This window comes from Polymorphospora rubra (genome assembly GCF_018324255.1).
Classification (GTDB): domain Bacteria; phylum Actinomycetota; class Actinomycetes; order Mycobacteriales; family Micromonosporaceae; genus Polymorphospora; species Polymorphospora rubra.
Map to the genome: position 1 here is coordinate 6,284,962 of NZ_AP023359.1, position 26,719 is coordinate 6,311,680.

Genomic DNA, 26,719 nt, shown 5'->3' on the forward strand with positions numbered 1-26,719 from the left:
ACCCGCGCATCCCGAGACCATCCCGCGACCGCCCGGCCGTCGCACACCGCCGAAGAGGATCACCATGACCGACCGGAACACCCTCACCGACAGGTACATCGCCGCCGCGCTCCACGCGGTGCCGGCCGCCGAGCGCGACGACCTGGAGCGCGAGCTGCGCGCCTCGATCGCCGACGCCGTCGACGGGCGTGTCGAGGCCGGTGAGACCCCGCAGGCCGCCGAGCGCGCCACGCTCGAGGATCTCGGCGACCCGGCCCACCTCGCCGCCCGCTACCTCGACCGGCCCACCTTCCTGCTCGGCCCCGCCTACTACTTCACCTGGCTGCGCCTGCTGAAGATGCTCCTGGGGATCGTGCTGCCGATCGCGACGACCGTCATCGTGGCCATCGACCTGCTGGACGGGACGCCGCCGCAGCGGATCGTCGGCACGATCGTCACCACGGTGCTCACCATCGGCGTGCACCTCACCTTCTGGACCACGCTCGTCTTCGTCGTCCTCGAACGCAGCGGCGCGAAGACCGCCCGGCCGGGCGGTGCCGGGAAGGACCTCCGGTCCTGGTCGCTGGACATGCTGCCGGACGTCGCCCGGCGCACGACCGGGCTCGTCGAACTCGTCGGCTTCGTGGTCGTCACCATCCTGTTCGTCTTCGGCGTGATCTGGCAGCAGCAGGTCGGCTTCGTCCGCGACGCCGCGGGCGACCCGGTGCCGTTCCTGCGCCCGGAGCTGTGGCGCTTCTGGATCCCGGCCCTGTTCGTCCTGCTCGCCGCCGCCGTCGCCGGTGCCGTCGCCCGCTACCGCACCGGACACCGGACCGGAACCCTCGTGCTCGCCAGCGTCGCGCTCAACCTGGTCGGCTGGGCGGCCACCACCACCCTGCTGCTGCGCGGTGAGCTGATCGACACCCGGTTCTTCGCCGAGTTGGACCTCACCCCGCTGTCGGGCAGCTGGACCACGACCTACCAGGGCGTTGCCGTCGCCATCGCGTTGTCGGTGCTCTGGACGATCGGCGACGACGTCGTGAAGTGGCGCCGCGAGGCGCGCACCGCCGGCTGACCCGGCGACGCACCGGCCGGCCGCCACCAGGCGGCCGGCCGTCCGCGTCCGGCGGTCAGCGGGTGACGATCTCGTGGGTCACCCCCAGGTGCACGATCACCTCCTCGACCTCCGGCAGGCCCTCCACGTAGTCGCCGTCGGCCAGGTACGTCGACTGCCGCTGGTATTCCTCGGCCAGCGCGGCGGCCCGCAGGAAGCCCGCCCGGGCGACGCAGTTGCCGACCGGGTCACCGGGATAGGTGACCGGGGGCGGGCCGGCCGCGCAGTTGCCGGCGTACTGCTCCGGTGCCTTGGTCCACGGGTGGAACCACTGGCCGGCCGGGCACGGCAGCCCGCCGTCCGGGCAGGTCGCGTACGTGGTCAGCGCCCCGCCGTACGCCTCCAGCAGGTGGTTCGACGACGCCGCGCCGACCAGGAACCGGCCCGGCAGGTGCTCGGCGCCGAAGAGCAGGCCGCCCAGGCGTTCGTTGGACCGCAGTGCCTTCGGGAAACCCACCTCCGTGTACGCCTGCAGCAGCATCAGCGTCTCGTCGAGCCTGGCGGCCCGCCGGCCCAGTTCGCTGTACGGGTTCTGCAGGTCGGCGACCACCGACCGGTAGTACTCCTTCTGCCTGCCGTGCAGCATCCAGGTGGTCTTCAGCCAGGCGTCGTCCTCGGTCGCGGCGACGTTCGGCAGCACGCCGCGTTCGACGGCGTACCGCACGCCGGAGTTCCAGTCCCGGACGACGACCTGCTCCGGGGTGACCCGGCCACTGTGGCCGGTCTTGTGGTTGTACCAGCTGACCTTGCCCGCCGGCAGGCTCGCCCGCGCGCTGCGGACGTCCCGCCAGTCCTCGCCGGGCCACTGCACCCGCACCCGCACGGTGACATCGATCTCGGCGGTCTCGCCGCTCTCCACCCGGCCGTCGTAGACGTCGATGTTGAAGAAGTGCGCCTGGTAGCAGACCGCGAACTTCGGCCTCAAATGCTCCGGCAGCACGGTGAACGCCGTGTGGAACTGGTTCGGCATCCCGTCGAGCAGCGGGGCGGCCGTCACGACCCCGCCGCCGGTGGCGCCGCACGACGTCGTCGTGGGCACCGCCGCGGTGGTGACCCGGCCGGGCGGCGCCTGGTGCGCGACGCCGAACGGGTCGTACCTGCCGTCCATGCCGACCCGGCCGCGGATGGCGGCCACCTCGGCGTTGACCGCGTTCAGGTCGGCCCGGTAGGTGTTCAGCAGGTTGGTGTAGAGCGGGTTGGTGCCGCCGTTCACCGGGGCGCTGAACGACCGCGAGGTGGTCAGGATCTCCCGCCCCCGGCTCTGGAGGTCCCGGGTCCGTTGCACGGTGCCGCCGGCGGCCATCGCCTCGTTCTGGTGCGTCATGCCGACGTAGGCGCGGGACGCGGCCAGCCACGCCCCGGCGTTCGGAACGCCGTACCGGGAGTCGGCGACGGTGGGCAGCGGCAGGTCCGGCGCCCAGCCGCGGTCGCGGGCCAGCGCGGTGAGCAGGTAGAGCGACCCGTACGCCGAGCGGTTCCGGATGGTGTTGACCAGGTCCCCGGCGGCGGCGCCGGTCTCGCCCTGGCTCAGTGCCAGCGGTGCCTTCGCCGCGTTGTCGTTGCCGTACCGGAAGAACGTCGACACCGCGTTCCAGTACGCGTCGAAGTTCGTCAGCTCCCGCCCGGACTTCGTCTCGTAGCCCAGGTAGGTCTCGACCTGGTGGTTGAAGTCCTGCATGGAGATCTCGACCAGCGCGGTGTGGGTGCTGGTCGCCACCGCGTCGATCTTCGCGTCGAGGGAGAGCAGGACGTTCTGGATGCCGGCCAGCCGCGACCGGATGTCGTCGAGCGGGCCCTGCAGCAGTTCGAACTGCCGGATCATCTCGTCGTAGACGGTGACCAGCGTCTTCTCGATCGCGTCGAACCGCTTGTGCATCTCGGTGCGCAGTTCCTTGATGTCCTGCCGGACCTTGGCGATCTCCTCCAGGATCAGCTGTTCCGGGCTCGGCCCGGCGAAGAACGCCTGCGACAGGGTCATCACCGCGCCGAGGATGTTGCCGGTCAGCACCACCGAACCCAGCGAGCTGATCGCCTCCGCGACGCCCTTGCCGGCGATCTTCGGCAGGTACTCGCTGATCGCCGTCGCGATCGTGATTCCCGCCTTGCCGACGGCGGCGACCTGCTTGGCGGCCGGTTTGTCGAAGAAGCCGATCAGCGTGGTCAGGATCTCGATGCCCTTGCCGGCCGCCTCGATCTTCGGCTTACGCGCCTCGGCCGCCGCCTTGGCCGCCTCGAGCTGGGCCCGGGCCGTGGCGTCGTCGACCTTCGTACCCACCGGATTGGCGTCGGACATCGCCTTCGCGGCGGCCCGTGACTCGTCGATCTGGACGTTGAGCGCGTGGTAGAGCTGTTCGACCTGGCGGTGCGCCTCGGTCTTGTAGGCCTCCGGGCTCTGCCGCAGGTCGTGCAGGCGTTCGATGTCCAGGCCCGCCGGCAGCCGCGGGCTGGCCGCCAGCGTCTCCAGCGAGGCGTTCAGCGTCACCCCGGTGGCGGCGCCGATCTTCGCGTCCCAGGCGGCGGCGAGGACCGGGTCCTGCTGGCCGACGTGGCTCGTCCGTACGAAGATCCGGTTCTGTTCGTCGTAGAGCCGGTCCAGGTAGGCGTAGCTCTGGTAGGCGCCGGTGACCTGGTGCCGGTTGACGGCGTCGGCGCTGAGCTCGTCGCCCCAGGTGCTGGCCAGCATCGCCGACAGGTTCGGCGTCGGCACCCCGGCCAGCGCCGGCACCGCCAGCGCCGCCTCGGTGCCCCGGACCACGTAGCCGTACGCCGTGCCGACGCTGACGGTGCCGTGCTTCTGGGTCACCGCCGTGTCGAGCTGGTCGAGGACGGTGCGGGTCTGGTCGACCGTGGCCTGCCCGTTGGCGGCCCGCCAGTCGAGCAGCGCCGCCGACACCACCATGTGCCGGGTGCTGGTCGGATCGGTGCCGTGACCACTGAGATGCACCGCGAACAGGCTGTCGCGCAGCGCGGTCTCCTGCCAGTCCACGGCGGCGTACGCGACCGAGGCGTTGCCCACCACCAGGGCGGCGACGGCGGCGCCGGCGACGGCGGCACGGCCCCATCGTCGACGCCGCCGGCCGCCGGACGCCGGTTCGGGTACGGATGACCTCACTTCGGATCCCCCCATTTCAGGTGATGATCCCCGTGGCGCGGGAATCGGAGGATCCACAGTGGCGGATGCGGTTGGCGATCGGTTGGCGGTCGGTTGGTGGGGGTCAGTCGCGGGGAGCGTCCACGTGGGTCGGTCCCACCGCGTTGCCGGTGAGGTCGTTGCCCTCCGTCCGGCCCGCCGACCGGGCACCGCCCCCGGTCAGCCACAGGCCGTGGGTCTGTGTCGCGTGCCCCGGATCGTCCCAGAGCCGGTTCCGGCTGACCGTCGACCGGACCAGCGCGGCGGCGACGGCGATCCCGGCCCGTACCGGCGGCGGGGCCGGCAACCGGTACGCCGTACCGGCCGACGGTACCGGACCGTGCCACCCGTGCCGCGCACCGTGCGACCGGCCGAGGGTGAGCGTGGTCGCGGAGTTGCCGGCGACGTACGCGGTCACCGACCCGGCCGTCACCGTCTTGCCCCGGTGGCCGTCGACCGGCCAGCGGGCCGCGGTGTCGGTCAGCGACGCCGGCCCGTACGTCACCGTCGCTCCCGAGCCGGAGCAGGCGGGCCCGGTCTGCATCCCGTTGTGCCGTACCCGGTTGGTCGTCACCACCGCGTCGGTGACCGCGCAGTCGAACCGGATCCCGTCCAGGCCGTTGCCCCAGACGTCGTTGCCGTCTACGGCGATGCCGCCCGCCGGGCCCATCGAGCCCGGCAGGTCGTGCTGGCGGTACCCGTACCGGCCGTTGCCGCTGATCCGGTTGCCGCGCACGGTGTACGGGCCGGGAGTGTTGCCGATGCTCACGCCGTCGAGGGTGTTGCCGTCGACGAGGCAGTCGGTGACGATCCCGCCCCGGCCGCCGACGCCGACGGTGCCCTCCCCGGAGACGTCGAAGCCGGCCTCCACGTTGCCGACCAGCGTGCAGCCGGAGACCAGCAGCCCGTCGGCGCCCCAGTCGGAGACGCCGAACCGGTTGCCCTCGGCGTGGCAGCCCGACACCCGGATGCCGCGCGGCCGGTCCCACGCCGCGTCCTGCAGCTCGAAGAAGATCCCGCTCTGGCCGTTGCCGACGGCGGTGCAGTTGGTGACCGTGAGCCGCTCGACGTCACCCCACCCGCCGACCCCGACGCCGATCCCGGCACCGCCCTTCTCGTGGTGTACGTCGAGCCGCCCGCAGTCGATCACCACCACCGCGTCGATCACGCAGTCCTGCAGGAAGTCGCAGCCCAACCCGGTCGCCGCCGTGCCGTGGATGTAGAGGTCGCGGAACCGCCCGCGCAGCACGTACTGCAGCCCGAGCCCCTTGGCGAGCACGTCGTAGTCGGGCAGTTCGACGCCGGTGCCGTCGATCTCGAACCCGGCGAACGTGCAGTCGACGACCGGGTTGTCCCGGCCGGCGCCGTGCTGCTCGGCGGTGAAGAACGCCAGCGGGGTGGGGTCGGCGCGGTTGCCGGGATTGGCGAGCACGAACCGGGTCAGCCCGGCACCGGCGCCGATCAGCGACACGCCGCTGCGCCACACCGTGCCGGCGTCGCGGATCGAATAGACGCCGGGCGGGCAGCGCAGCACCCGGGGCCGGCCGTCGGCGGCGTACCCGGCGCCCAGCTCGTGCACCGCCCGCGCGAACGCGGGCTGGTCGTTGGTGACCCCGTCACCGGCCAGCCCCCGCTCGCGGGCGTCATACGTCAGCGGAACGTCGATCGCGCGGCCCCCCGTCGCCGGCCGCCACCCGCCGGTGGCGCCCGACCCGGGTTCCCGGCGACACGGACCTCACACCTGCGGCAACACCTCGGCGGCGACCAGCTCGACGTGGGCCAGGTCGTCGAGGTCGAGGACCTGCAGGTAGACCCGCTCGGTGCCGATCTCGGCGTACCGGCCGATCTTGTCGACGATCTCGGCCGGCGAGCCGGCCAGGCCGTTGGCCCGCAACTCGTCCGGCTCCCGGCCGATCGCCGCCGCGCGCCGGTTCACCTCCGCCTCGGTACGACCACAGCACAGCACCAGCGCGTTCGACAGCCGCAGGCTGCGTGGGTCGCGGCCGCCCTCGGCGCAGGCGGCCCGGACCCGCTCGAACCGGGTACGGGTGTCGTCGACGCCGGCGAACGGCACGTTGAACTCGTCGGCGTACCGGGCCGTCAACTGCGGGGTGCGCTTCGCGCCGTGGCCGCCGAGCAGCACCGGCGGGCGCGGCGACTGCGCCGGCTTCGGTAGCGCGGGGGAGTCCGACAGCTGGTAGTACTTGCCGCTGAAGTCGAAGGTGTGCCCGACCGGCGTCTCCCACAGCCCGGTGATGATCGCCAGCTGCTCCTCCAGGCGGTCGAACCGCTCACCGAGCGGCGGGAAAGGAATGCCGTACGCGGTGTGCTCCGCGTCGAACCAGCCGCTGCCGATGCCGAACTCGATCCGGCCCCCGCTCATCTGGTCGACCTGCGCGACCGCGATCGCCAGCGGCCCCGGCAGCCGGAACGTCGCGGCCGTCATCAGCGTCCCCAGCCGGATCCGGCTGGTGTCGCGGGCCAGGCCGGCGAGCGTCACCCAGGCGTCGGTCGGGCCGGGCAGGCCGGGCGCCTCACCCATCATCAGGTAGTGGTCGGAGCGGAAGAAGGCGCCGTAGCCGGCGTCCTCGGCCAGCCGGGCGACGGCGAGCAACTGGTCGTAGGTGGCACCCTGCTGAGGTTCGGTGAAGATCCGCAGTTCCATACCGCGAGCATACGAACCGGTCCGGTGCGGCGCCCGTCACGCGCCGCACCGGTGACCGGTCACGCTCCGCCGACCGGCCCGCCGTCCCGGTAGCTGGTCGTGTAGTAGTCGCCGACCTGCTTGCGGAAGTCGACGGCGGCGCCGGTGTCGGGGTTGTACGCGGGCGCCTCCTTCACCTGGTCCCTGGTCCGGTCGACGTGCACGGTCCGGTTCAGGTGGTCGACGTGGGTGACCGTGCCGACCGGGAGCAGCACCCGCCGGCCGAAGATCCACGGGCCGGTGTCGACGATCAGGTGGCCGGCGTCCGGGGGCGCCTCCTCGATCGAGCCGATGTCGCCGTCGGTCGCCGCCACCTCGTACCCGACCAGGTCGATCTCGGTCCCCGGGCCGCCCTCGTCGGTCTCGGCCTCCCGGCGTTGCTCGGTCGGACCCTCGTCGGCGGCCGCGCCGCGGTAGCCACCGGCGAGGATCGCCGGGTCGCGCCACAGCCACGGGTCGAAAATGAACGGCTGCATGGTCACCCTCCGGTCGGCTCGTCGTTCCGGGACTCCTACCCGCCGGCCGCGCCGATCATGCCCCCGAAGGCCGTCCCGGCAGCCCGCCGCCACGCCGTGACCCCTGCCCCGGCAACCGCCCGCCGGGCACTACGCTCGCGTCGGCGGATGGGGCCCGACGGGGGAGGCACGTGTGAAGGACCTGCAGGCAATCGGCGACATCGACTGGGCCGGGCTCGAACACGCCTACGGTCCCGCCGGCGACGTGCCGGACCAGTTGCGGGCGCTGGCCGCCACCGACCCGGCCGAGGTCGACAAGGCCCTGCACACCCTGTACGGCAACATCTTCCATCAGGGATCCCGCTACGAGGCGACGGCGTACGCGGTGCCGTTCCTCACCGGACTCGCCGTCGACCGGGCCACCGCCGGCCGGGACGAGATCGTGAGCCTGCTGGCCAGCATCGCGATCGGCTACGACGAGTCGTGGCTGCCCGACGGGCTGCCGATCCTCGAACAACGTGCCGAACTCGACCGGCTGCGGGCCACCGACCCGGACGCCGAACAGGCCCGGGTCGCCGCCTGGGTCGCGGCCGCCACCGACGACCAGGATCGCAAGTCCCGCGAGTTCGAGGCGTCGCTGTTCGACCCGCAGCTCGTCACCGCCAACCAGCAGTGGGCGGTCGACGCCTACGACGCGGTCCGCGCCGACCTGCCGCACCTGCTGCCGCTGCTCGACGACGAGGACGTCCGGGTCCGCACCGCCTGCGCCCACCTGCTCGGGTGGTTCCCCGAGGAGGCCGCGACGCTGGCGCCGGCGCTGCTCGACCGGGCCCGCGCCGACACCGCACCCGTCGTCCGGGCCACCGCCCTGATCGCGTACGGGCTGGTGGCCGGCCCCGGCGACACGGGCGTGGCGGCGGCGCTCGACGATCCGGCCCCGGTCGTCCGGGCCGCCGCCGCGATCGCGGCCGCCCGGCTCGGCGCGACCGACCCCGACCGGGTGGTGTCGGTGCTGGTGGAGACCATGACCGCGGAGGCGACGACCAGGCGCAACCGGCTGCCGTTCCTCGACGGCAACCTGCCGGGCTACGCCGCCCTCGCCCTCGCCCAGTCCGCCGGGCACGCCGACCGGGCCGTCGACGCGGTGCTGACCGCGCTGCCGACGACGCCGCCGTACCCGGCCGTGCCGCTGGTGTCGGCGCTGCTCGGCGCCGCGTTCCCGGACGGGCGGGTGGCGGCCGGCACCCCGTTCACCGCGCTGACCGACCGGCAGCGGCGGGCGGTCGCCGGACTGGCCGCGGCCGACTTCGCCTGGCACGGCGACCAGCCCGGGACTGTCTACGTCAACCTGAACGAGGTCGTCCGCTCCTACGGCCTGCCCGACCACCTCGAGGCGTTGAAGTCGTACGTTCGAAACTGACCTCGCGGGTTGCGACCCGAACCACAGCGGGTGCGTGCCGATCGCCAGCGACGTCGCCCACGCGGGCGGCGGCGACGGCCCGGCGTACGCGTCGGGGCCGCCACCGCCGGTTCCGGGCGTTCAGCCCTCGCACCTCATGGATCTAGAACGTTTGTGGTCGCCCTGGCAGCGACAGACGTTCTGGATCGGCGGTCGGTTGCGGGCGGCGACCGAGCAAGCGGCGGTCCGGGCTCGATGGGGACCGGGCTCTGCGAGGACCGACCACACCGCGGCCGCCCCGCTGATCAAGGAGTAGTCGTGGCCTTTCCCGGCCGGAATTCCCGAGATATCCCCTTGATCGCGCAGGCGGGCGCGGTGGTGCGGGCGGGTGGTCAGCCGGGCAGGTCGTGGTCCTCGACGACGAACGGCCCGGAGGCCCGCCACCTGGTCGCGTCGAGCGGGACGGCGCGTTCGGCCACCCGGCGCATCGCGGCCGTGGCGTCGTCGTTCCACTGCGCGCCGCTGTAGAGGACGTAGCCGACCAGGCCGGGAGCCGGTTCCCAGGCGAGGGCGGCGTTGCCGCCGAGCAGGCCGGTGAACGCCCGTGCCGGCCGGCCGGCGACCAGGCCGGCGTCCACGGTGGTCGTCAGGTGCATCAGGTCCTCGAGCCCGCCGCCGGTGCGCAGGCCGACGACGAGCAGGCCGCTGCCGAGCGCCGCCTGCTCGTCGAGGGTGACCGTGCCGTACCGGACCTCCCGGACGGTCGGCGACCGGTACGGCCCGGTGTGGACCAACCGGAAGCCGGCCGGCGCGTCGACCAGCGGCCGGCCGTCGACGACGGTGGTGGCCACCGCGATCCGGGCGAGTTCGGCCTCGGCCAGGTCGCCGCGGACCCGGGCGTGCCGGTCGCCGAGCGGCCACACCAGCCACCCGTCGCCGGCGTCCGCGTCGACCCCGCCGACCGGCACGGTCCGCACCGGCGGCGGGCCGGGGTCGACCGGGTACGTCACGACCGCGCTCCCGCGTCCCAGCACCCCCGAGGTACGGCGGACGACGGCGGTCCACGGCCCGTCCTGCGCGCCCGGGACGCAGCGTTCGACGGTCTGCCCGTTGTGGTCGTCCACGGCGAGTGCGGCGACCGGGGGCCCGTCGGCGGTGGCCGGCCCGGCGAGGTCGACGGGACACGGCGCGAGCGGTGCTGCGGGAACACCCGGCGTCGCCGGTCCGTCCGGTGCGGCGGCCGGGGTCCGGCTCGCGGCGGGTCGGCCGCTGTCGGCCGACCCGTCCGGCCCGGAGGCCCGCAGGCCGAGGAACCCGGCCACGACGACCGCGCCGACCAGCGCGAGGGCGAGCGTGGCGAGCCAGCCCGGCGGTGTCCACCTCGGCTCCGGCGGGCCGTTCTCGATGACGTCCACCCGTCCAACCCTCTCTTCCGGCTCCCGGGATTATCCCCTGATCCGGTGCGGGCGCGTTGTCCAGGTTGACAAGTTGGTCGGGATCCGTGTTGCGGAAACGCGTTGTGAAAATGGCTGTCCGTTGGTGGTGGACATTTCTATTTTCGCCCGGCCGCATTCTTTCGCGGCCGTCGGCGGAATTCCGGGGTGGCCGGCTGGCCGTTTTTCAATTGCACCGGGTCCGGTCACTCCTGCACCGGGCGCCGTCTTCCGACCCAGATGAGCGTCGCCACGCCGGTTCCGAGCAGTGCCGTACCGGCGAGCAGGAAGGGCGCGATCCCCGGGCCGGTGCCGGTGGTCGGCAGGCTCTTGGCCGACGTGCTCGGGGTCGGGTCCTGCGCCGCCGCCGTGGCCTCGGCCGACTCGTCGGCCCAGGCGTCCTCGTCCTCCCACGGCTCGTCGGCCCAGGGGTCCTCCTCGGCTTCGGGCCGAGCCTCCTCGGTCTCCGGTGCCCGCTCGTCGGGTTGGTTGGGATCGGGGGCCGTGATCACGACGCCGGCCACCGACGTGCTGGTCGCGGAGTGGTCGGGGTTCACCTCGAGAGCGTCGAAGCGCCAGGTGCCGGGCGGGACCGGGTTCATGAAGGTGCAGGCCCACTCGCTGCTGGCGGGCACCACCACCGAGCAGCCGAAGACCTGGTCGTTGGCCTGCTTGGCGTAGATCGTGACGGTGCTTCCGGGGGTGCCGCGGCCGCTCACCTCCGGGGTCTCGACGGCCCGTGTGGAGCCCGACGGCGGATAGTTGATTTCCGCCCAGGCGGGGCCGGAAAAGGCGAACGCGCCGACCACGATGGTGGCGCCTATTGAGATCCGCAGGGTCGATCGAAAAGCATTCATCGGTGCCTCCTTGGCCGTGCCGCTTCGTTCCGGACATTACTTCCGGCGGCGCGCGAATTTCGGCGAAGGAATTGATTCGCGCGGGACCTACAGCGACCGACGTAGCAGGGCGACAATCCCGGCAATAGGTGTATTTCGCAGCGGTGTCTTGCGGGTGGGGAACAGGATCCGTCGATCGGCCGTCCCGCCCCCGTAGGCTGCCCGGATGACCCACGCGGACCGGGCCGTGGTGGTCGGTGCCAGCATCGGAGGACTGCTGGCCGCCCGCGCCCTCAGTGAGACGTACGCAAATGTCACCATCGTCGACCGCGACCCGCTGTCCGACGGCTCGGCAGCGCGCCGGGGCGTACCGCAGGGCCGGCAACTGCACGTCCTGCTCGCCCGGGGCCGGGAGGTGCTCGAGGAACTCTTTCCCGGACTGTCCGAAGAGATCGCCGCCCGCGGCGGCGCCATGGTCGACCTCCAGGACGACGTCCACTGGTACAACGACGGGCACCGGATGCGTCGCGCGCCGTCGCCGATGATCGCGTTCGGAATGAGCCGGCCGCTGCTCGAACACGTCGTCCGGTCCCGGGTCGCCGCACTGTCCAATGTGACCCTCCTGCCCGTGACGGAGGTACTGGGCCTCACCGCCACCCCCGACTCCCGCCGGGTCACCGGCGTACGGGTACTGCCCCGAGCCGGGGAGCGGAGGAGTCCACGATCGACGCCGACCTGGTGGTGGACGCCGGCGGGCGCGGGTCACGCAGCCCGGTCTGGCTCGACCGACTGGGCTACGAACCGGCGCCCGAGGAACAGGTCCGGGTCGACGTCACGTACGTCACCCGCACCTACCGCCGCGAGCCCGACCAGCTGGAGGGACTGCTCGGCGCCCTGACCAACGCCACCCCGGCGCTGCCCCGCGGCGGGATCGTCGCCGTACAGGAGGGCGACCGGTTCGCCGTCGCCATCTCCGGCATGCTCGGCGAGGAGCCGCCGCACGACGACGAGGAGATGGTCCGCTACGCCGAGACGCTCGCCGCACCGCAGATCGGCGCCCTGATCCGGTCCGCGGTGCCGGTGTCCCCGCCGGTCCGGATGCGCTTCCCGGCCAGCCTGCGCCGCCGGTACGAACGGCTGCGCCGGTTCCCCGACGGCTACCTGGTGGTCGGCGACGCGCTGTGCAGCTTCAACCCGATCTACGGGCAGGGGATGACGGTGGCGGCGCTGCAGGCACTGCTGCTGCGGAACCTGCTCGCGGCGGGTGGCACCCGGTTGGCGCGCAGGTTCTTCCAGGGCGCCGCCCGGGTCATCGACGGCCCGTGGTCGATCTCGGTCGGCACCGACCTGCGCTTCCCGGCGGTGCCCGGCCGCCGTACGCCGAAGGTGCGGTTCGTCAACGCCTATGTGGAGCGGGTGCACGCCGGGGCGGCCGGCGACCCGGAACTGGGCGCGGCGTTCCTGCGGGTGTTGAATCTGATCGACCCGCCGACCCGGCTGCTCGCGCCGCGCACGGTGTGGCGGGTCCTGCGGTCGCGGCGGTCCCGCCGACGCCGGTCGGTGGTCGCGCCGGCGGCCTGAACGCCCGGGCCGGCCGGCCCGTCCGGGTGGACGGACCGGCCGGCGGCGTCACGCGCAGTTCGTCGGCGGGGCGACCGGGCGGGCGGTGTCCATCGGCCAGTTCCAGCGGATGTCGTTCTGCCAGCCGGAGTTGCCGCCGCCGTCGGTGATCTCGAACGGGTCACCGCGCCAGGTGCCCGCGACCCCGAGGTTGCGGGCCTCCACGCCGGTGAAGCTGCCCGCTCCGGCCACCTGCAACTGCAGGGCGTACGTGCCGGCGCCGTCGATGCAGGCCCCGTCGACGTGGATGTTGCTCACCGAGTGCGCCTCCGGGTGCCCCTTCACCGCCATGATCGCCGAGTAGGTGCTGTCCAGGAAGGAGTTGTCGACGACGTCGATCCGGGCGTCCATCGGACCGTCCAGCGAGTAGAACCACAGCGCGCCGACGCCGAAGTTCCAGTTCAGGTCGAGTACGCCGGCCCGCACCGTCGTGTTGCGGGCGAACGTGAGCGTGCCGGAGAACCGGGTGGAGCCGTGCCGGTAGCCGGCGTGCAGGCCGCCACCCTCGCGTACGGTCTCGGCGACGACGTTGTCGGAGACCACGTTGTCCCGGCCGCCGTAGATCGCGATGCCGTTGGCCAGCACCGGGGCGATCACGGTGTTGTGGTCGTAGACGTTGTCGTGGTCCTGGTCGGCCTCCTCCGACGTCTCCGGGGTCCCGTCCGGGTTCTTGACGAAGTGCGACCACATCGCCAGCCCGTCGTCGCCGAGGTTGCGCAGGAAGTTGTTGGTGACCCGTACGCCGGAGATGCCGCGCCGCAGGTTGAGCCCGTCCGCCATCTGGTCGACGATCACGTTGTCGCGGACGGTGAGCCCGTGGAACGGGCCGTCGAACCACATTCCGACCTTGGTCCGCTGGATGTAGAGCCGCTCCACCGTGGACCCGCCGCCGAGCGCTCCGCCGATTCCGTTGACCTGGAGGTCGTCGCGGCGCTCGCGGATGTTGCCGATGATCGCGAAGTCGGACAGGTGCACGTCGTGGCTACCGCCGTCGGCGGCCCACTTCCCGTAGAAGCCGACCCCGTCGCCGCGTACGACGCTGTGCCAGTTGCCGGCGCCGGTGACGGTCACGCCGTCGACGACGACATGCCGGTTCACCTGGTACGTCCCCTTCGGAATGAACACCGTACGGCCGCTCTCACGGCCGGCGGCCACGGCGGCGTCGAACGCGTCGGCGGACTCCCGCGTGCCGGTCGGGTCGGCCCCGAAGTCCAGCACCGACAGTGCCCCGCGCGGCATCTTCTTCGGCTTGGCGACCATCTCGAAGTCGACCAGGTCGATGACCGCCCACGGCAGCGTCGAGTCGTGCGGCAGCTTCAGTTTGATCTTCTGACCGGCGTGCAGGGTCTTGCCGAGCAGGAGCCGCTGCTCGGCGTAGAAGTGGTGCGGCCGGAACGGGGTGGTGACCGGGCGCGGTTCCGGGATCCACCAGTCGTCCGGCGGGACCGCCTGCGGGTCGTTGGAGAACGGGTACGTGCTGTAGAGCCAGGAGAACTCCGACGTGAGCGTGATCGTGTGCCGACGCTGGTTGTTGAGGTAGACGTCGAGCGGGCCGGTGATGCCGCCGCCCCGTTCGGCGTCCGGGATCGCGTAGCGGACGTTGAGCGAGTTGGTGTCGCGGGTCAGGGTGAACTCCACCCACTCGCCGGGGGCGTCGAGCTTGACCGCCCGCCGCCCGGAGGCCTCCGACGGCAGCGTGTAGGCGTTGCGGTCCGGTCCGATGATCTCCCCGGTGGTGACCGCGTTCTCCGCCTCCTGCTCGACGAACGGCACGGTCGCGCCGCGGCCGGCGGTCAGGTGCGGCGGAAGACCGGCGACCGTCTCGACGCCGGGCGGGCCCGGCGGGTCGGTGGTGGCCAGGGCGGGGTGCGCGGCGAGGGTGCCGGCGCCGAGGGCGACCACGAACGATCCGGCGACGACGGCCCGGATCCGGCGTCGCGGGCCCGGCTGGTGGGGGTGTTGCCCATGCTGGTCAGACATCGATGGCGACTCGATTCTCACGAGGCCGGCCCGGCGGGCACTGGGGGACGGGCGTCGCCGACCGGCGGCGGTGGTTGCGATGACGTTAAATCTCGACGCAGCGCCAGACAAGACCCGATAGGAAACTGAAATTTCCCGTCGTGGTCCCGAAAGAACCGAACTCCCTCCGGCCCGACCTGCCACTCTGCCCGCTGATCAAGGAGTTGTTGTCCCCTTGTGGGGGCGGAATGGGTGATACATCCCCTTGATCGCGCGGCAGGGGGCGTCGCATCGCGCGGGGAGGGGGAGGTCGCCCGGGAAAGGGCCCGCCCCGGGCGTTGGGCCCGGGGCGGGGGAGTGTGGCGGGGATGTGTGGCGGCGTCGGCTCAGCCCAGGTCGACCGAGGGGTAGAGCGGGAAGCCGGCGAGCAGTTCGTCGGCCTGCTTGGCGATCCGGTCGGCGAGGGCGGGGTCCAGGACGTACTTGGCCTTGGACGGCGCACCGTCGGGGCCGACGCCCGGCTTCGTCTGGCTGAGCACGGTGTTGATCAGGTCGGCGGTCTCGTCCATCTGGGCGGTGCCGAGGCCACGGGTGGTCAGCGCGGGCGTACCGATCCGGATGCCCGAGGTGTACCAGGCGCCGTTCGGGTCCTGCGGGATCGAGTTGCGGTTGGTCACGATGCCCGCGTCGAGCAGCGCCTGCTCGGCCTGCCGGCCGGTGAGTCCGAAGCCGGTCGTGTCGATGAGCACGAGGTGGTTGTCGGTGCCACCGGTGACGAGCCGTACGCCGCGGCGCAGCAGCCCCTCGGCCAGCGCCTGGGCGTTGTCCACGATCCGCTGGGCGTAGTCGGCGAAGGTGGGCTGCCGGGCCTCGGCGAGCGCGACCGCCTTGGCGGCCATGACGTGCGGCAGCGGGCCGCCGAGCACCATCGGGCAGCCGCGGTCGACCTGGTCGGCGAGTTCGGGCTGGCAGAGCACCAGGCCGCCGCGCGGGCCGCGCAGCGACTTGTGGGTGGTGGTGGTGACGATGTGGGCGTACGGGACCGGGTCGAAGTCGCCGGTGAAGACCTTGCCGGCGACCAGGCCGGCGAAGTGGGCCATGTCAACCATGAAGGTGGCGCCGACCTCGTCGGCGATCTCCCGCAGGATCCGGAAGTTGACCTTGCGCGGGTAGGCCGAGTAGCCGCCGACGAGGACCAGCGGCTTGAACTCCTTGGCGGTCTGGCGCAGGGCGGCGTAGTCGATGAGCCCGGTGGCCGGGTCGGTGCCGTAGCTGCGCTGGTCGAACATCTTGCCGGAGATGTTCGGGCGGAAGCCGTGGGTGAGGTGACCGCCGGCGTCGAGCGACATGCCGAGCATGCGCTGGTTGCCCAGCTCACGGCGCAGCGCGAACCAGTCCTCCTCGGTCAGGTCGTTGACCTGCCGGGCCTGGGCCTTGCGCAGGGCCGGTGCCTCGACCCGGTCGGCGAGGATCGCCCAGAAGGCGACCAGGTTGGCGTCGATGCCGGAGTGCGGCTGCACGTACGCGTGCGGGGCGCCGAAGAGCTCACGGGCGTGTTCGGCGGCGATCGCCTCGACGGTGTCGACGTTGCGGCAGCCGGCGTAGAAGCGGCGGCCGATCGTGCCCTCGGCGTACTTGTCGCTGAACCAGTTGCCCATGGCGAGCAGCACGGCGGGGGAGGCGTAGTTCTCGCTGGCGATGAGTTTGAGGGACGCCCGCTGGTCGGCGAGTTCGGCGGCGATCGCGTCGGCCACCCGGGGCTCGACCGTACGGACGACGTCCAGTGCGCTGCGGTAGGCGGTGGACTCGGCGTTGAGCGACGACATGGCACCTCCGGTTGCGGTTGAGGGCCCAGGCGCTCGGCATTCGTCGTGGTGACGGGGCCGCTCCCCGATGGTTGTGCCCATCCCAGCGCGCCAGTCACGGCCCGGGGAAGACCTTACCGAATCGGGGCCGGGCGCCGTCGCGGTGTCCGGCGGGTGTCGGTGTCAGGTGGGTTGTCGTGGTGTCAGGCGGGGTTGTCGCTGTTGGTACGGCCGGGGTGGTCAGGCCCGGCCGGTGTTGGGCGGTGGTCAGCCGTTGGCCGGTACGGGTTGTGCCCCGGCCCGGTTGCCGCGCCGGCCCAGCAGCGCGTCGAGGGACCACGGCCCGGCACCGAGTACGGCGATGGCCAGGAACGCCCAGGCGTAGAGGGCGGAGTTCACCCCACCGTTCTCGATCGGGAGCAGGTTGGTCGGCTGGTGTACGACGAAGTAGGCGTACGCCATGGAGCCGGAGCTGAGTACGGCCGCCGGCCGGGTGGCGAACCCGACGAGCACCAGCACGCCGCAGACGAGCTGGATCAACCCGGCCCACCAGTTGGGCCAGGTGCCCACCTCGACGGCCTGCCCGGTGCCGCGGGCCCCGCCGAAGACGCCGAGCACGGTGGCGGCACCGTGACAGGCGAAGAGTAGGCCGATCACGGCTCTGAACAGCGACCACACGGGCGCGGCGAAGCGGTTGGACGTCATACGTGACCCTTTCTGTGATCCGGACGAAGGAGGCAAATGATGGCCCTGCCCAACTGCCTCCCCATGTCCGAGACGTAAATACTTATCGATATGTTGCCCCGTCGGGGCGGCCCCCCGCACGACCGTCCCATCGGGCACACTTTCGGTGGCGACGTGAGCACGTGTTCGAGGGCTGACGCCGGCCCCTGCCTGTGGTGGTGAATGAGGTGGCGAGTGCGCCGGTCAGCGGGGCCGACCAGGAGCGGGTCGAACTGCTCAGATCGTTCCTCCGGGCCCGCCGGCTCCGGCTCGACCGGACCGACGTCGGCCTGGTGCCCAGGGTCGGCGGCCGGCCGGGACTGAGTCAGGACGACCTCGCGGAGGCGACCGGCTACTCCACCCGGGTCATCAGCCAGTTGGAGCAGGGCCGGCTGCGTTCCCCGTCGGCGCAGCTGCTCCAGGCGGTCACCGTCGCGCTGCGGCTCGGCCCGGACGAGCGGCATGTCCTGTGGATGCTCGCCGCCCGGTCGACCCCGCCCGCACAGCGTTACGCCACCGACGTCGACCCGGGGCTGGCCCGCCTGGTCGACCAGCTCTATCCCCACCCGGCGTGTGTCACCGACGCCGCCTGGCGGGTGCTCGCGGCCAACCGCGCGATCGCCGAGTGGTTCGTCGACTTCGACCGGGTCGAGCCGGAGCGGCGCAACGTCGCGTGGTGGCTGTTCTGCGACCCGCACGCCCGGCACGTGCTGGTCGACTGGGAGCGGGACTTCGCCGGCTTCTTCCTCGACCGGCTCCGGGAGGCCCGGGTGGCCTGGCCGGACGACCCGGCGCTGCGGTCGTTGGTCGCCGGGCTGCGCGTGCAGAGCCCGTTCGTCGACCGGGCCTGGCGGGAGGACGCCGGCGGTGGGGTGGCCCCGTCGGACCCGGTCCACGCGCTACGCCGCCCCGGGCACACCGATCCCGGCCCGGGTGACGACGCCGCGCACCACGTACGGGTCGAGGTGGTCACGCTGGCTCCGGGCCGGCCGGACGACGGGCGTCGACTGATCGCGTTCCTGCTACCGGACGGGGAGAGCGGCCCTGGTCGGCTGTCGCGCGACGTCTGCCCGGTGTGCGGTCCGCGGCGGGAGGCCGGACGATGACGCTGTCCGAGATCGTCCCGCCGGCCGTCGACCCCCGGATCGGGCACTGGCTGCGCCGGCTCCGCCGGGCCGCCGACCGCGCCGAGCTCGGCCTGCCGCCGGGGCCGCGGTCGAAGGGCACCTGGCTGACCCAGGTGGAGGTGGCCCGGCTCGCCGGCTGCACACCCCGCGCGTACCAGCTCGTGGAGCAGGGCGCACGGGTGCCCGGGCCGCGGCTGGCCGAGGGCATCGTCCGGGCGCTGCGCCTCGATCCCGACCAGCAGGCCTATCTGAACAACCTGCTCAACCCGGTCGCCGAACCGCCGACCCTGGTCGACCGGGCGGTGTTGCAACGACTGGTCGACTCCAGTACGGCGCCGGCCATGGTCTTCGACCGGTACTGGACGGTGGTGGTCGTCAACGCGGCGATGGCGCCGGTCTCGGCGTTCGTCGTACCCGGCGCGAGCCTGGGCGCGTGGCTGTTCAGCCGGGTGGGGCGGACGGTCGTCGGCTGGGAGCGGGAGACCGAGGAGTTCGTCGCCCGTTACCGGTTGACGCAGGCGGCGTATCCGGCCGCCGGGCTGACCGATCCGGTCATGGAACGGTTGTGCCGGGTCAGTGAGCGGGCCCGCCTGCTGTGGGCCGGCAGCCCCGCCGTCGCCGCCGATCCGGTCGGCAAGCGGTGGCAGGTGCGTACGTCGGCGGGGGAGTTGAAGACCTTCGAGGTCACGATCGCACAGTTGGCGTCGTACGCCCCGGGGCTGCGGCTCGCGTTCTGCCTGCCGGTGCCCAACCGTCCCGGCTGACCGGGTCGGACAGCGTACGGCGCCCCGCTCCACCGGGGCGGATGCGAAATGCTGTTTCTAGCACAGGTTGGTACTGGCCCTAGTGGATCGTCGCATCAGACACTTTGGGTCGCCGTGGGAGCACTTGCAGTGAGACGTTCGTCTTGTGGTGCCCTGTGGTGCAACACCCCTTATCCCGGGCGACGGTCGTACGTCAGGCGACCGGCCGCCCGTTTGCGTCCCTCCGGGGCACCGCCGACCGGTGGGGCGCCCCGTGCAGACCCGCCGACGGTCGGCGCCGGTTCGGCGCCCGGCGGGGTCCTGCGAGAGCGCACGCCGCCGCACGGCCGTCCAGGGCCGTGACGGGGGCGGCGGGCGCGCATCGGTGGTGGGTGACGGCGTGCCGTGACGGTCGCCGGACGCCCGCCCGATCGCGGGAGCACGACGCCCGCGCTGGGCGCCCGACGCACGGGGCGTCCAGCGTGGGCGGGGCGGTGCCGCCGTCGATCGATCGAATCCTTCCCGTCATTCGTACGTCGGTCCCTGGCCGAACTTGTTCTTCTTCTTGACAAGAATATTTGTCGGTGGCACGGTTGGCGCATGCACGACGTCGCAGTGATCGCCGACCCGGCCGCCGCCGAGGTGTCGCTGGATCCGGTCCGCGCCCGCCTGCTGGCCGCGCTGGCCGAGCCCGGGTCCGCCACCAGCCTGGCCGCGGGGGTCGGCCTGACCAGGCAGAAGATCAACTACCACCTGCGGGCGCTGGAGCGGCACGGTCTGATCGAACTGGTCGAGGAGCGCCGCAAGGGCAACTGCACCGAGCGGGTGATGCGGGCGACCGCCGCGTCCTACGTGATCTCGCCGACCGCATTGGCGGCCGTCGCGCCCGACCCCGGCCGGTCGCCCGACCGGCTCTCCGCCCGGTGGATGCTCGCCCTCGCCGCCCGACTCGTGCGCGAGGTCGGCGAGCTGATCACCGGCGCCGACGCCGCGAGGAAGCGGCTGGCGACCTTCGCCATCGACAGCGAGGTCCGGTTCGGCTCGGCCGCCGACCGGGCCGCGTTCGCCGAGGAACTGACCGAGGCCGTCACCCACCTGCTCGCCAAGTACCACGCGCGGGACGCTGCGGGTGGGCGCGACCACCGCCTGGTCCTCGCCCTGCACCCCAGCCTCCGGCGGGCCGCGCCGGACGACACCGAAAACCGCGTCACCGAGGAGAACTAGGAATGTCTCGAGAGTTCAAGATCGTCCGGGAGGGCGACCTGTCCACCACCCCGGAGGAGATGTGGGACGCGATCACCACCGGCAGCGGTGGCTGGCTGTGGCCGGCCGAGTTCGAGCCCCGGGTCGGTGGTTCGGCCGGCCCCGGCAGCACCGTGACCGTCTGGGACCCGCCGCGCCACTTCGCCGTGCGCACCGAGGGTGAGGACGGCTGGTTCAACCACCTGGAGCAGGAGATCGAGGCGCGCGACGGCGGTGTCGTGCACTGGCGCTACGTCCACAGCGGGATCTTCGAGGGCGACTGGGAGAGCCAGTACGACGGCGCCGGCAAGCACACCGACTTCTACCTGCACACCCTGGCGCAGTACCTGACCCACTTCAGCCGCCGGCCGGCCACCTTCCTGGCCACGGACGCGCCCGCGTCCTCGGTCACCCCCGACGGCCTCGAGGTCCTGCGCCGCGGTCTGGGACTGCCTGACGACGTCGCGCAGGGCGACCGGGTCCGCGTCGACCTTCCCGACGCCGGCGAGGTCGACGCCGTGGTCGACTACCGCGACGCGTACTTCATCGGCCTGCGCACCGACGACGCGATGTACCGGTTCTTCGGTCGCAACGCCTTCGGCGCCCCGGTCGGGCTCGCGCTGCACCACTTCGGCGGGAACCTCGATGCCGAGAAGGCCGGACAGGTCTGGCGCGAGCGGCTCGACACCGTCTACGCCTAGCGGCGCCCGCGGCCGCCGACCCGGCCGGGTCGGCGGCTCAGGAGGTCAGCAGCGCGACCCCGTACGCTGCCAGGGCCGGCCTGACCGGCAGGAAGTAGCTGGTCCCGCCGGTCAGGCAGTTGCCCGACCCGCCGACGTGGACGCCCTGCGCCTGCCCGGTGGTCGACAGGTACGGCGCGCCGACCTCCCCCTGCTCGGCGCAGATGTTGACGCGGGTCAGGCCGTGGACGGCGCCGCCGGGGAAGTTGACGGTGTGGTTGAGGCCGGTGACCGGGCCGCAGCGCCACCCGGAGGTCGGCCCGGACCGGCAGACGACCCCGCCGACCGGGACGGCGGTCGCCCCCTTCACCGCGACGTTGCCGCCGGCCGTGCGGACCTGGCCGACCGGCACCCAGCCCGGGTTCAGGTGCACGAGGAGATAGCCGATCTGCGGGTAGGACGAGGCGGCGACCTGACCGACGGCGGCCCCGGTGCCGTTGGTGATCGTCGTGCCGACCGGCCCGCAGACGCTGGTGGCCAGGAAGCCGCCGGGCACGGTGAAGCCGACGATGCAACGGCCGCCGCCGACTCCGTACAGGATGTCGCCGCCGCGGACCTGGCCGCTCAGCGTGGTCGGCGGCGCCGGCTCGGCGGGTCCCGGGGCGGCGGAACCCGGGGCGGCGGAACCCGGGGCGGCGGAACCCGGGGCGGCGGAAACAGCGGCCGCGGGCAGGAGCGCGGTCGCCAGGCCGGCGGTGATCAGGGCGGCGGCGAGGGTACGCAGGAGTCGACGGGCCATACGACCAGATTAAGCGAAGGTCCTCGATGTCTCCAGTCGGGCCGGTCAGGTCCGGGGGCGGTGCGGGGGCGTCCAGCGGTGCAGGGCGGCGGCGCCGGCCAGGCCGACCAGCCCCATCCCGGCGATTCCGGCGCCGAGCGCCCCGACCGTACCGAGTACGCCGACCAGCAGCGGTCCCGCGCTGCCGCCGAGATCGTTGCAGAGGCGCCACGCGCCGAGGAACGTGGCCCGGTGTTCCGGCGGCGCGATGTCGGCGCCGATCGTCATCATCACCCCGCTGCCGATGCCGTTGCCGAGCCCCATCAGCAGCGCCACCGCGGTCAGCGACGCCACCGTCGAGGTCAGCGGCAGGGCGAGATGGGTGAGGCCGAGGACCAGCATCGACGGCACCCCGATCCAGCGCCGGCCGTACGTGTCCATGACCTTGCCGGCCGGATAGAACAGCAGCATGTCCATCGCCGCGGCCGCCCCGTAGATCAGGCTCGCCGTCGTCGGGTCCAGGCCGAGGTGGTCGGCCCACAGCGGCAACGCCACCTGGCGGGCCCCACGGACCGCGCCGACCAGGACCGCCGCCACCCCCAGGGTGCGTAGCAGCGGCAGGCTGGTGCGCAGCACCGCCAGCAGGCCGACGTCCGGCGCGCCGCGGCGAACCGGTCCGGCGGTGACGTCGGGCAGCGTCAGCGCCGCCGTCCCGGCCGCGGCGACCGCCACGACGAACACCCAGTACGCCCCGTCGGTGCCGGTCCACTGCATCACCGCGGCACCGATGAACGGGCCGAGGAAGTAGCCGATCCGGTTGACCCCGCCGAGCGTCGACATGGCCCGCGCCCGCGCCACGTACGGCACCGTCTCGGACAGGTAGGTCTGCCGGGCCAGCCCCCACACCGAACCGGCCACGCCGATCACGACGACCCCGACGGTCAGCACCCACAGCGCCGGTGCCAGCGCACAGGCCAGCGCACCGGCCACGGACACCACCGCGGCCCAGATCATCGCGTTCCGCTCGCCGATCCGGGTGATGATCCGCCCCGACGGCAGGTTGCCGACCACCTGGCTGACCCCGAGCAGCGCGGCGACCAGCCCGGCGACACCGATCGACGCACCCAGGTCCCGGGCGCTGAACACGATCACCGGGGTGATCGCGCCGACCCCGATCCCGTAGAGGGTGGTCGGCAGCAGGACCGGCAGGGCGATGGACCGCAGGGTCGAGGTGATCTCCGAGGGCACGGCTCCCGGTTATACCCGCTGCGGGGCGGGCGCGCGCATCGTTGTGGCGAACGCCCCGACCGCCGCTGTCGCCGCGGCCAGCCCGGCGGCCAGCAGGAACACCCAGCCGTACCCGATCATCGCGACCGCGCCGGTGACCAGGCCGGCCGCGCCGAGCCCCAGATCCCAGAACGACGTGTAGGCGCCGAGCGCGACGCCGCGGTCCCGTTCCGGCGACCGGCGGATCACCAGCAGCGCGAGCGCCGGATAGAGCAGCGTGAACCCGCCACCCATGACCAGCGCGCCGAGGGCGGCGACCCAGAACGTCGGGGCGAGCGCGATCAGCAGCAGGCCGGCCGCCTCGGCGAGCCCGCAGAAGACGACGACCGGGCGTGGCCCGAGCCGGTCCGGCAGCCGGCCGAACACCAGCCGGACCACGACGTACGCGGCGCCGAAGAGGCTGAGCAGCACGGCGCCGTGGCCGATGCCCCGGTCGGCCAGGTGCAGGGCGACGAAGCCGGTGAGCGCGGCGTACCCGAACGCCGACAGGGCGAGGGCGGTCCCGGGCAGGACGACGGGGCGGGGGAGCAGCCGGGCCGGCCCGGCCTCGCCGGGTGCCGTACCGGGCAGGGTGGCGACGACCGCGACGGCGGCGAGCGGCGCCAGCGCGGCCAGGGTCCACACCGCCGGATAACCCGCCCCGGTACGCAGCAGGTGCCCGACCACCGGCCCGAGCGTCCAGCCGCCCCACATCGCCAGCCCGTAGTAGCCGACGATCTCGGCCCGGCGGTGGGTCGGGGCGAGCGCCACCACCCACACCGAGCCGGCGGTGAACACGACGGCCTCGGCCAGCCCCATCAGTACCCGGGCGGCCAGCAGGCCGGGCAGCCCGGCCGGCACCGCGTAGGCGGCACCGACCAGCGCGGCGAGCACGCAGCCGGCGGCCATCACCGGCCGGCTGCCGTACCGCTGGGCCAGCCGCCCGGCGTACGGGCGGCCGAGCAGCGCGGCGATGCCGGACAGCGCGAACGTCAGCCCGACGGTGAACTGCGAGCCGGCCAGCCGGTCGAGCACCAGCGGTGGCAGCACCGGCACCACCGCGCCGAACGCCACGAAGACGATGAGCAGGGTGACCAGCAGCCCGCCGACCACGACACCCCAGCGTGGTCCGGTGGTGGTCGGGGCGGCGGTCACCCGATTCCCCGGGTGGCGCCGCCGTCGACGAGCAGGCAGGTGCCGGTGACGAAGGCGGCCGGCCGCCCGGCGAGGAAGGCGACGACCGCGCCGAAGTCGGCGGCGTCACCGACCCGGCCGAGCGGGATGCCGGCCCCGATCTCGGCGAGCCGCGCGTCGGCGTCGGCACCGAACTGACGACGCAGCCCCGGCGTGTCGTGATAGCCGGGCGCCAGCACGTTGACGGTGATCCCGCCGGGGCCGAGCGAGGTGACCAGCGACCGGGCGAAGCCGAGCAGGCCGGGCCGTACGGTGCTGGACAGGCCGTAGTGCGGGATCGGCTGCCGGACGGTCTCCGAGGCGACCAGCAGGATCCGGCCCCAGCCGGCGGCCCGCAGGTGCGGCAGGGCGGCCAGGGTGAGTCCGATGTGCGGCAGCAGCGCGGTCTCCACCGCCGTGCGGTAGCCGTCGAGACCGAACGCGTCGACCGGGCCGGGTGGTGGGCCGCCGCCGTTGCTGACCACGATGTGCACCGCGCCGAAGTCGCGGGCGGTCTGCGCCACCCAGCCGGCGACGGCGGCCTCGTCGCCGATGTCGACGGCGTACGTGCCGACCTTGCCGGCCCCGGCGGCGGTCAGCTCCCGGGCGGTGGCGGCCAGCCGGTCGGGGTCGCGGGCGCAGATCGACAGGGCGCAGCCCTCGGCGGCCAGGGCGCGGGCGGCGGCCCGACCGAGGCCGCTGGTGGCGCCGGCGACCAGGGCGACCCGGCCGGCTATTCCGAGATCCATGGGTGGCCTTCCTAACGACGGTAGGAGTAGCCGTACCGGCCCAGCACCGGGCTGGCGATCAGGGTGGCGAGCAACCCGGCACCGGCCGGCAGCCGGGTTTTCCAGCCGTCGTCGGGCCGGATCCGCACCGGCCCGTGCGTCAGCCGGTCCGGGTTGCCGGTGACGGTGTGGTTGACGCCGAGCACCGCCTCGCCGTCGGCGGTCACCGGCGGCGGGTCGGGCAGCCCGGCCAACTCGAGCACCCGGGCCAGCGCCGTACGCGGGTCGCGGGTGAAGTCCTCGTAGCGCAGCCGCAGGTAGCGGTCGGGTGCGGCCCGCCCGATCCGGTCGGAGGCGACGTTCGCGGCGGTCCAGTAGCAGGTGCTGCGGGTGACGCCCATCGCCGGAATGTACGCCTTGCGCCGCCGCCAGGAGTGCGCGCTGGCCCGCGGGTCGCGGACCAGGTGCAGGATCCGCAGGTCGACGTCGTCGCGGCGGAGCAGGGCGGCGGCCTCGGCCGGAAACTTCGAGCCGTCGACGACCAGCCGGGCGCCGGTCTGTGCGGTGATCGCCCGGTAGCAGCCCACCATCCGGTCGAGGGCGGCGGTCACCGCCGGCGCACCGTCGGCCGGCGCGGTCCGGTGTGCGGCCGACTCGCGCAGCCGGGCGCCGGTGTGCCGGGTACGCAGGTAGCCGCGCTGGACGTGGAGCATCCGTCGGGCGACCCGCCCCGGATCGGGGGCGGCGACGGCGGCCAGCACCTTGCTCCACAGCGGGCAGTCGGCGACCTGCTCCCCGCAGCCGCAGGAGGTGTTGGTGCCCTGCCGCAGCACCCCGTTGCGCCACAGGTAGTGCAGCTCGCCGACGTGCACGACGCCGGCGAGTTCGCCGAGCAGGTTGCCGAGCACCGTCGAGCCGCTACGGCACCAGCCGGTGACGTACAGGACGCGGGGCCGTCCGGTCGCCGTCACTGCCGGTCCAGCAGCAGGAAGTGCTGCGGCAGGTGCACCGCCAGCCCGACCGGCAGCGCGGCGGTCACCAGGTCGGCGCCGTCCGGGCCGGCGCCGGGGTGCAGCGACAGCGTCGACACGCCCGGCTCGACGAGGGTGACGGCGGCCCGGAAGTCGCCGAACAGCAGCAGGTCGGGCACGATCATCCGGGTCCGGCTGACCCGTACGCCGGCCTCGGCGAGCCGGCCGAGCAGGCCGTCGTGGACCAGCTCCCAGTAGCGGTCGGGGTGCACCACGATCCCGTCGCAGGAGCCGCCCATCTCCTCCACCCGCGCGGCGGCCCGGACCACCTCGGCGCCCAGTGCGCCGGGTGCGGCCCGGCGGCGCAGCCCCGGCAGGCGCAGCAGCCCGGTGACCGCGCCGTCGGGGCTGCCGTGCAGGAAGACCTCGTTCTCCACCGTGCACAGCCGCACCACGACCCGGTGGTCGACGAAGGCGGCGAGCAGGGCGGGGTCGTCGACCAGTCCGGCCGGCAGCGGCACGCTGGCGGACAGCTCGGTCAGCTTCGCCTCCGCCAGCCGCGGGCTGAACCGGGCCTCCGGGGTGGCGCCGTAGCGGTCACCGGACGCCTGCGGCCCGTCGGGTGCCGGCGGTTCGGCGACGAACCGCACCGTCTCGTCGACGACGGTCGCGGTCTTCAGCAGGTGCCGTACGGTGTAGCGCGGCCGGTGCGCGGCCAGCGGGAACGTGGTCGGCAGCGACACCGCCAGCCGGACCGTGACCGGCCGGCCCCGGTCGGCGGCGACGGCGCGGGCGAACTCCTCGCCCGGGCTGCGGTGGGTCAGGTTCGGGTCGGCGAGCAGATAGCGCATCGT

At 73.3% G+C, this 26,719-nt stretch carries 22 protein-coding genes and 1 riboswitch; of the genes, 7 read left to right on the top strand and 15 right to left on the bottom strand.

Annotated features, from left to right (window positions below):
• The first annotated feature begins 64 nt into the window (after positions 1–64).
• Positions 65–1,054 (top strand): permease prefix domain 1-containing protein, encoded by a 990-nt coding sequence (locus tag Prubr_RS28330; protein WP_212817941.1) that lies wholly within the window; start codon positions 65–67, stop codon positions 1,052–1,054.
• A 55-nt stretch (positions 1,055–1,109) separates the two neighbouring features.
• Here Prubr_RS28330 and Prubr_RS28335 read toward each other — a convergent pair whose 3' ends face one another.
• The 4 genes from Prubr_RS28335 to Prubr_RS28350 all read right to left on the bottom strand — a co-directional run bounded on the left by Prubr_RS28335 (position 1,110) and on the right by Prubr_RS28350 (position 7,403).
• A complete protein-coding gene (locus Prubr_RS28335; RefSeq protein ID WP_212817942.1) occupies positions 1,110–4,205 on the bottom strand; it encodes a hypothetical protein in 3,096 nt (1,031 codons plus the stop codon).
• 103 nt (positions 4,206–4,308) lie between these two features.
• Complete coding sequence (locus tag Prubr_RS28340) at positions 4,309–5,889, bottom strand: right-handed parallel beta-helix repeat-containing protein (protein ID WP_212828645.1); 1,581 nt, start codon at positions 5,887–5,889, stop codon at positions 4,309–4,311.
• A 69-nt stretch (positions 5,890–5,958) separates the two neighbouring features.
• A complete protein-coding gene (locus Prubr_RS28345; RefSeq protein WP_212817943.1) occupies positions 5,959–6,888 on the bottom strand; it encodes an LLM class F420-dependent oxidoreductase in 930 nt (309 codons plus the stop codon).
• 59 nt (positions 6,889–6,947) lie between these two features.
• Positions 6,948–7,403 carry a PRC-barrel domain-containing protein gene (locus Prubr_RS28350; RefSeq protein ID WP_212817944.1) on the bottom strand — a complete coding sequence of 152 codons (456 nt, stop codon included), beginning with the start codon at positions 7,401–7,403 and terminating at the stop codon, positions 6,948–6,950.
• A gap of 172 nt (positions 7,404–7,575) precedes the next feature.
• Between Prubr_RS28350 and Prubr_RS28355 the strand changes: the two genes are divergently transcribed.
• Complete coding sequence (locus tag Prubr_RS28355; RefSeq protein ID WP_212817945.1) at positions 7,576–8,802, top strand: HEAT repeat domain-containing protein; 1,227 nt, start codon at positions 7,576–7,578, stop codon at positions 8,800–8,802.
• A 371-nt stretch (positions 8,803–9,173) separates the two neighbouring features.
• On the opposite strand, the gene Prubr_RS28360 is transcribed toward Prubr_RS28355, so the two are convergent.
• Both Prubr_RS28360 and Prubr_RS28365 read right to left on the bottom strand, forming a co-directional pair.
• Entirely contained in the window at positions 9,174–10,196 is a 1,023-nt protein-coding gene (locus Prubr_RS28360) for a hypothetical protein (protein ID WP_212817946.1), read from the bottom strand.
• 224 nt (positions 10,197–10,420) lie between these two features.
• Positions 10,421–11,071, bottom strand: a complete 651-nt coding sequence (locus tag Prubr_RS28365; RefSeq protein ID WP_212817947.1) for a hypothetical protein — start codon at positions 11,069–11,071, stop codon at positions 10,421–10,423.
• A gap of 717 nt (positions 11,072–11,788) precedes the next feature.
• On the opposite strand from Prubr_RS28365, the gene Prubr_RS37200 reads away from it, so the two are divergent.
• Positions 11,789–12,631 carry a hypothetical protein gene (locus Prubr_RS37200; protein ID WP_246567762.1) on the top strand — a complete coding sequence of 281 codons (843 nt, stop codon included), beginning with the start codon at positions 11,789–11,791 and terminating at the stop codon, positions 12,629–12,631.
• A 48-nt stretch (positions 12,632–12,679) separates the two neighbouring features.
• On the opposite strand, the gene Prubr_RS28375 is transcribed toward Prubr_RS37200, so the two are convergent.
• The 3 genes from Prubr_RS28375 to Prubr_RS28385 form a co-directional block, all read right to left on the bottom strand.
• Complete coding sequence (locus Prubr_RS28375; RefSeq protein ID WP_212817948.1) at positions 12,680–14,650, bottom strand: glycosyl hydrolase family 28-related protein; 1,971 nt, start codon at positions 14,648–14,650, stop codon at positions 12,680–12,682.
• 365 nt (positions 14,651–15,015) lie between these two features.
• Positions 15,016–16,455, bottom strand: coding sequence for a glycine hydroxymethyltransferase (locus tag Prubr_RS28380; RefSeq protein ID WP_212817949.1), 1,440 nt, complete (start codon positions 16,453–16,455; stop codon positions 15,016–15,018).
• A gap of 16 nt (positions 16,456–16,471) precedes the next feature.
• Positions 16,472–16,563, bottom strand: a riboswitch (ZMP/ZTP riboswitch).
• Between the two features lie 138 nt (positions 16,564–16,701).
• Complete coding sequence (locus Prubr_RS28385) at positions 16,702–17,139, bottom strand: DoxX family protein (RefSeq protein ID WP_212817950.1); 438 nt, start codon at positions 17,137–17,139, stop codon at positions 16,702–16,704.
• A gap of 206 nt (positions 17,140–17,345) precedes the next feature.
• Between Prubr_RS28385 and Prubr_RS28390 the strand changes: the two genes are divergently transcribed.
• From Prubr_RS28390 to Prubr_RS28405, 4 genes are all read left to right on the top strand, one after another.
• Positions 17,346–18,263: a helix-turn-helix domain-containing protein gene (locus Prubr_RS28390; RefSeq protein WP_212817951.1), complete on the top strand. Its 918-nt coding sequence runs from the start codon at positions 17,346–17,348 to the stop codon at positions 18,261–18,263.
• On the top strand, positions 18,260–19,048 hold the full coding sequence (locus tag Prubr_RS28395) for a helix-turn-helix domain-containing protein (RefSeq protein ID WP_212817952.1): 789 nt from the start codon (positions 18,260–18,262) through the stop codon (positions 19,046–19,048). The genes Prubr_RS28390 and Prubr_RS28395 overlap by 4 nt, the downstream gene beginning before the upstream one ends.
• A 579-nt stretch (positions 19,049–19,627) precedes the next feature.
• Positions 19,628–20,251 carry a helix-turn-helix domain-containing protein gene (locus Prubr_RS28400; protein ID WP_212817953.1) on the top strand — a complete coding sequence of 208 codons (624 nt, stop codon included), beginning with the start codon at positions 19,628–19,630 and terminating at the stop codon, positions 20,249–20,251.
• A 2-nt stretch (positions 20,252–20,253) separates the two neighbouring features.
• Entirely contained in the window at positions 20,254–20,970 is a 717-nt protein-coding gene (locus Prubr_RS28405; RefSeq protein ID WP_212817954.1) for an SRPBCC family protein, read from the top strand.
• Between the two features lie 37 nt (positions 20,971–21,007).
• On the opposite strand, the gene Prubr_RS28410 is transcribed toward Prubr_RS28405, so the two are convergent.
• From Prubr_RS28410 to Prubr_RS28435, 6 genes are read right to left on the bottom strand one after another with little or no spacing between them, the layout of a single operon-like run.
• Positions 21,008–21,748: a S1 family peptidase gene (locus Prubr_RS28410; RefSeq protein ID WP_212817955.1), complete on the bottom strand. Its 741-nt coding sequence runs from the start codon at positions 21,746–21,748 to the stop codon at positions 21,008–21,010.
• Between the two features lie 45 nt (positions 21,749–21,793).
• Positions 21,794–22,975 (bottom strand): MFS transporter, encoded by a 1,182-nt coding sequence (locus Prubr_RS28415; RefSeq protein ID WP_212817956.1) that lies wholly within the window; start codon positions 22,973–22,975, stop codon positions 21,794–21,796.
• Between the two features lie 9 nt (positions 22,976–22,984).
• The gene (locus tag Prubr_RS28420; protein ID WP_212817957.1) at positions 22,985–24,148 is read right to left on the bottom strand and encodes an MFS transporter; all 1,164 of its coding nucleotides are present in this window, start codon (positions 24,146–24,148) and stop codon (positions 22,985–22,987) included.
• Positions 24,145–24,915, bottom strand: coding sequence for an SDR family NAD(P)-dependent oxidoreductase (locus Prubr_RS28425; protein ID WP_212817958.1), 771 nt, complete (start codon positions 24,913–24,915; stop codon positions 24,145–24,147). Before Prubr_RS28425 ends, Prubr_RS28420 begins: the two co-directional genes overlap by 4 nt.
• Before the next feature lie 11 nt (positions 24,916–24,926).
• Positions 24,927–25,865 (bottom strand): sulfotransferase, encoded by a 939-nt coding sequence (locus Prubr_RS28430; RefSeq protein WP_212817959.1) that lies wholly within the window; start codon positions 25,863–25,865, stop codon positions 24,927–24,929.
• Complete coding sequence (locus tag Prubr_RS28435) at positions 25,862–26,716, bottom strand: family 3 encapsulin nanocompartment shell protein (protein WP_212817960.1); 855 nt, start codon at positions 26,714–26,716, stop codon at positions 25,862–25,864. Before Prubr_RS28435 ends, Prubr_RS28430 begins: the two co-directional genes overlap by 4 nt.
• Positions 26,717–26,719 lie beyond the last annotated feature (3 nt).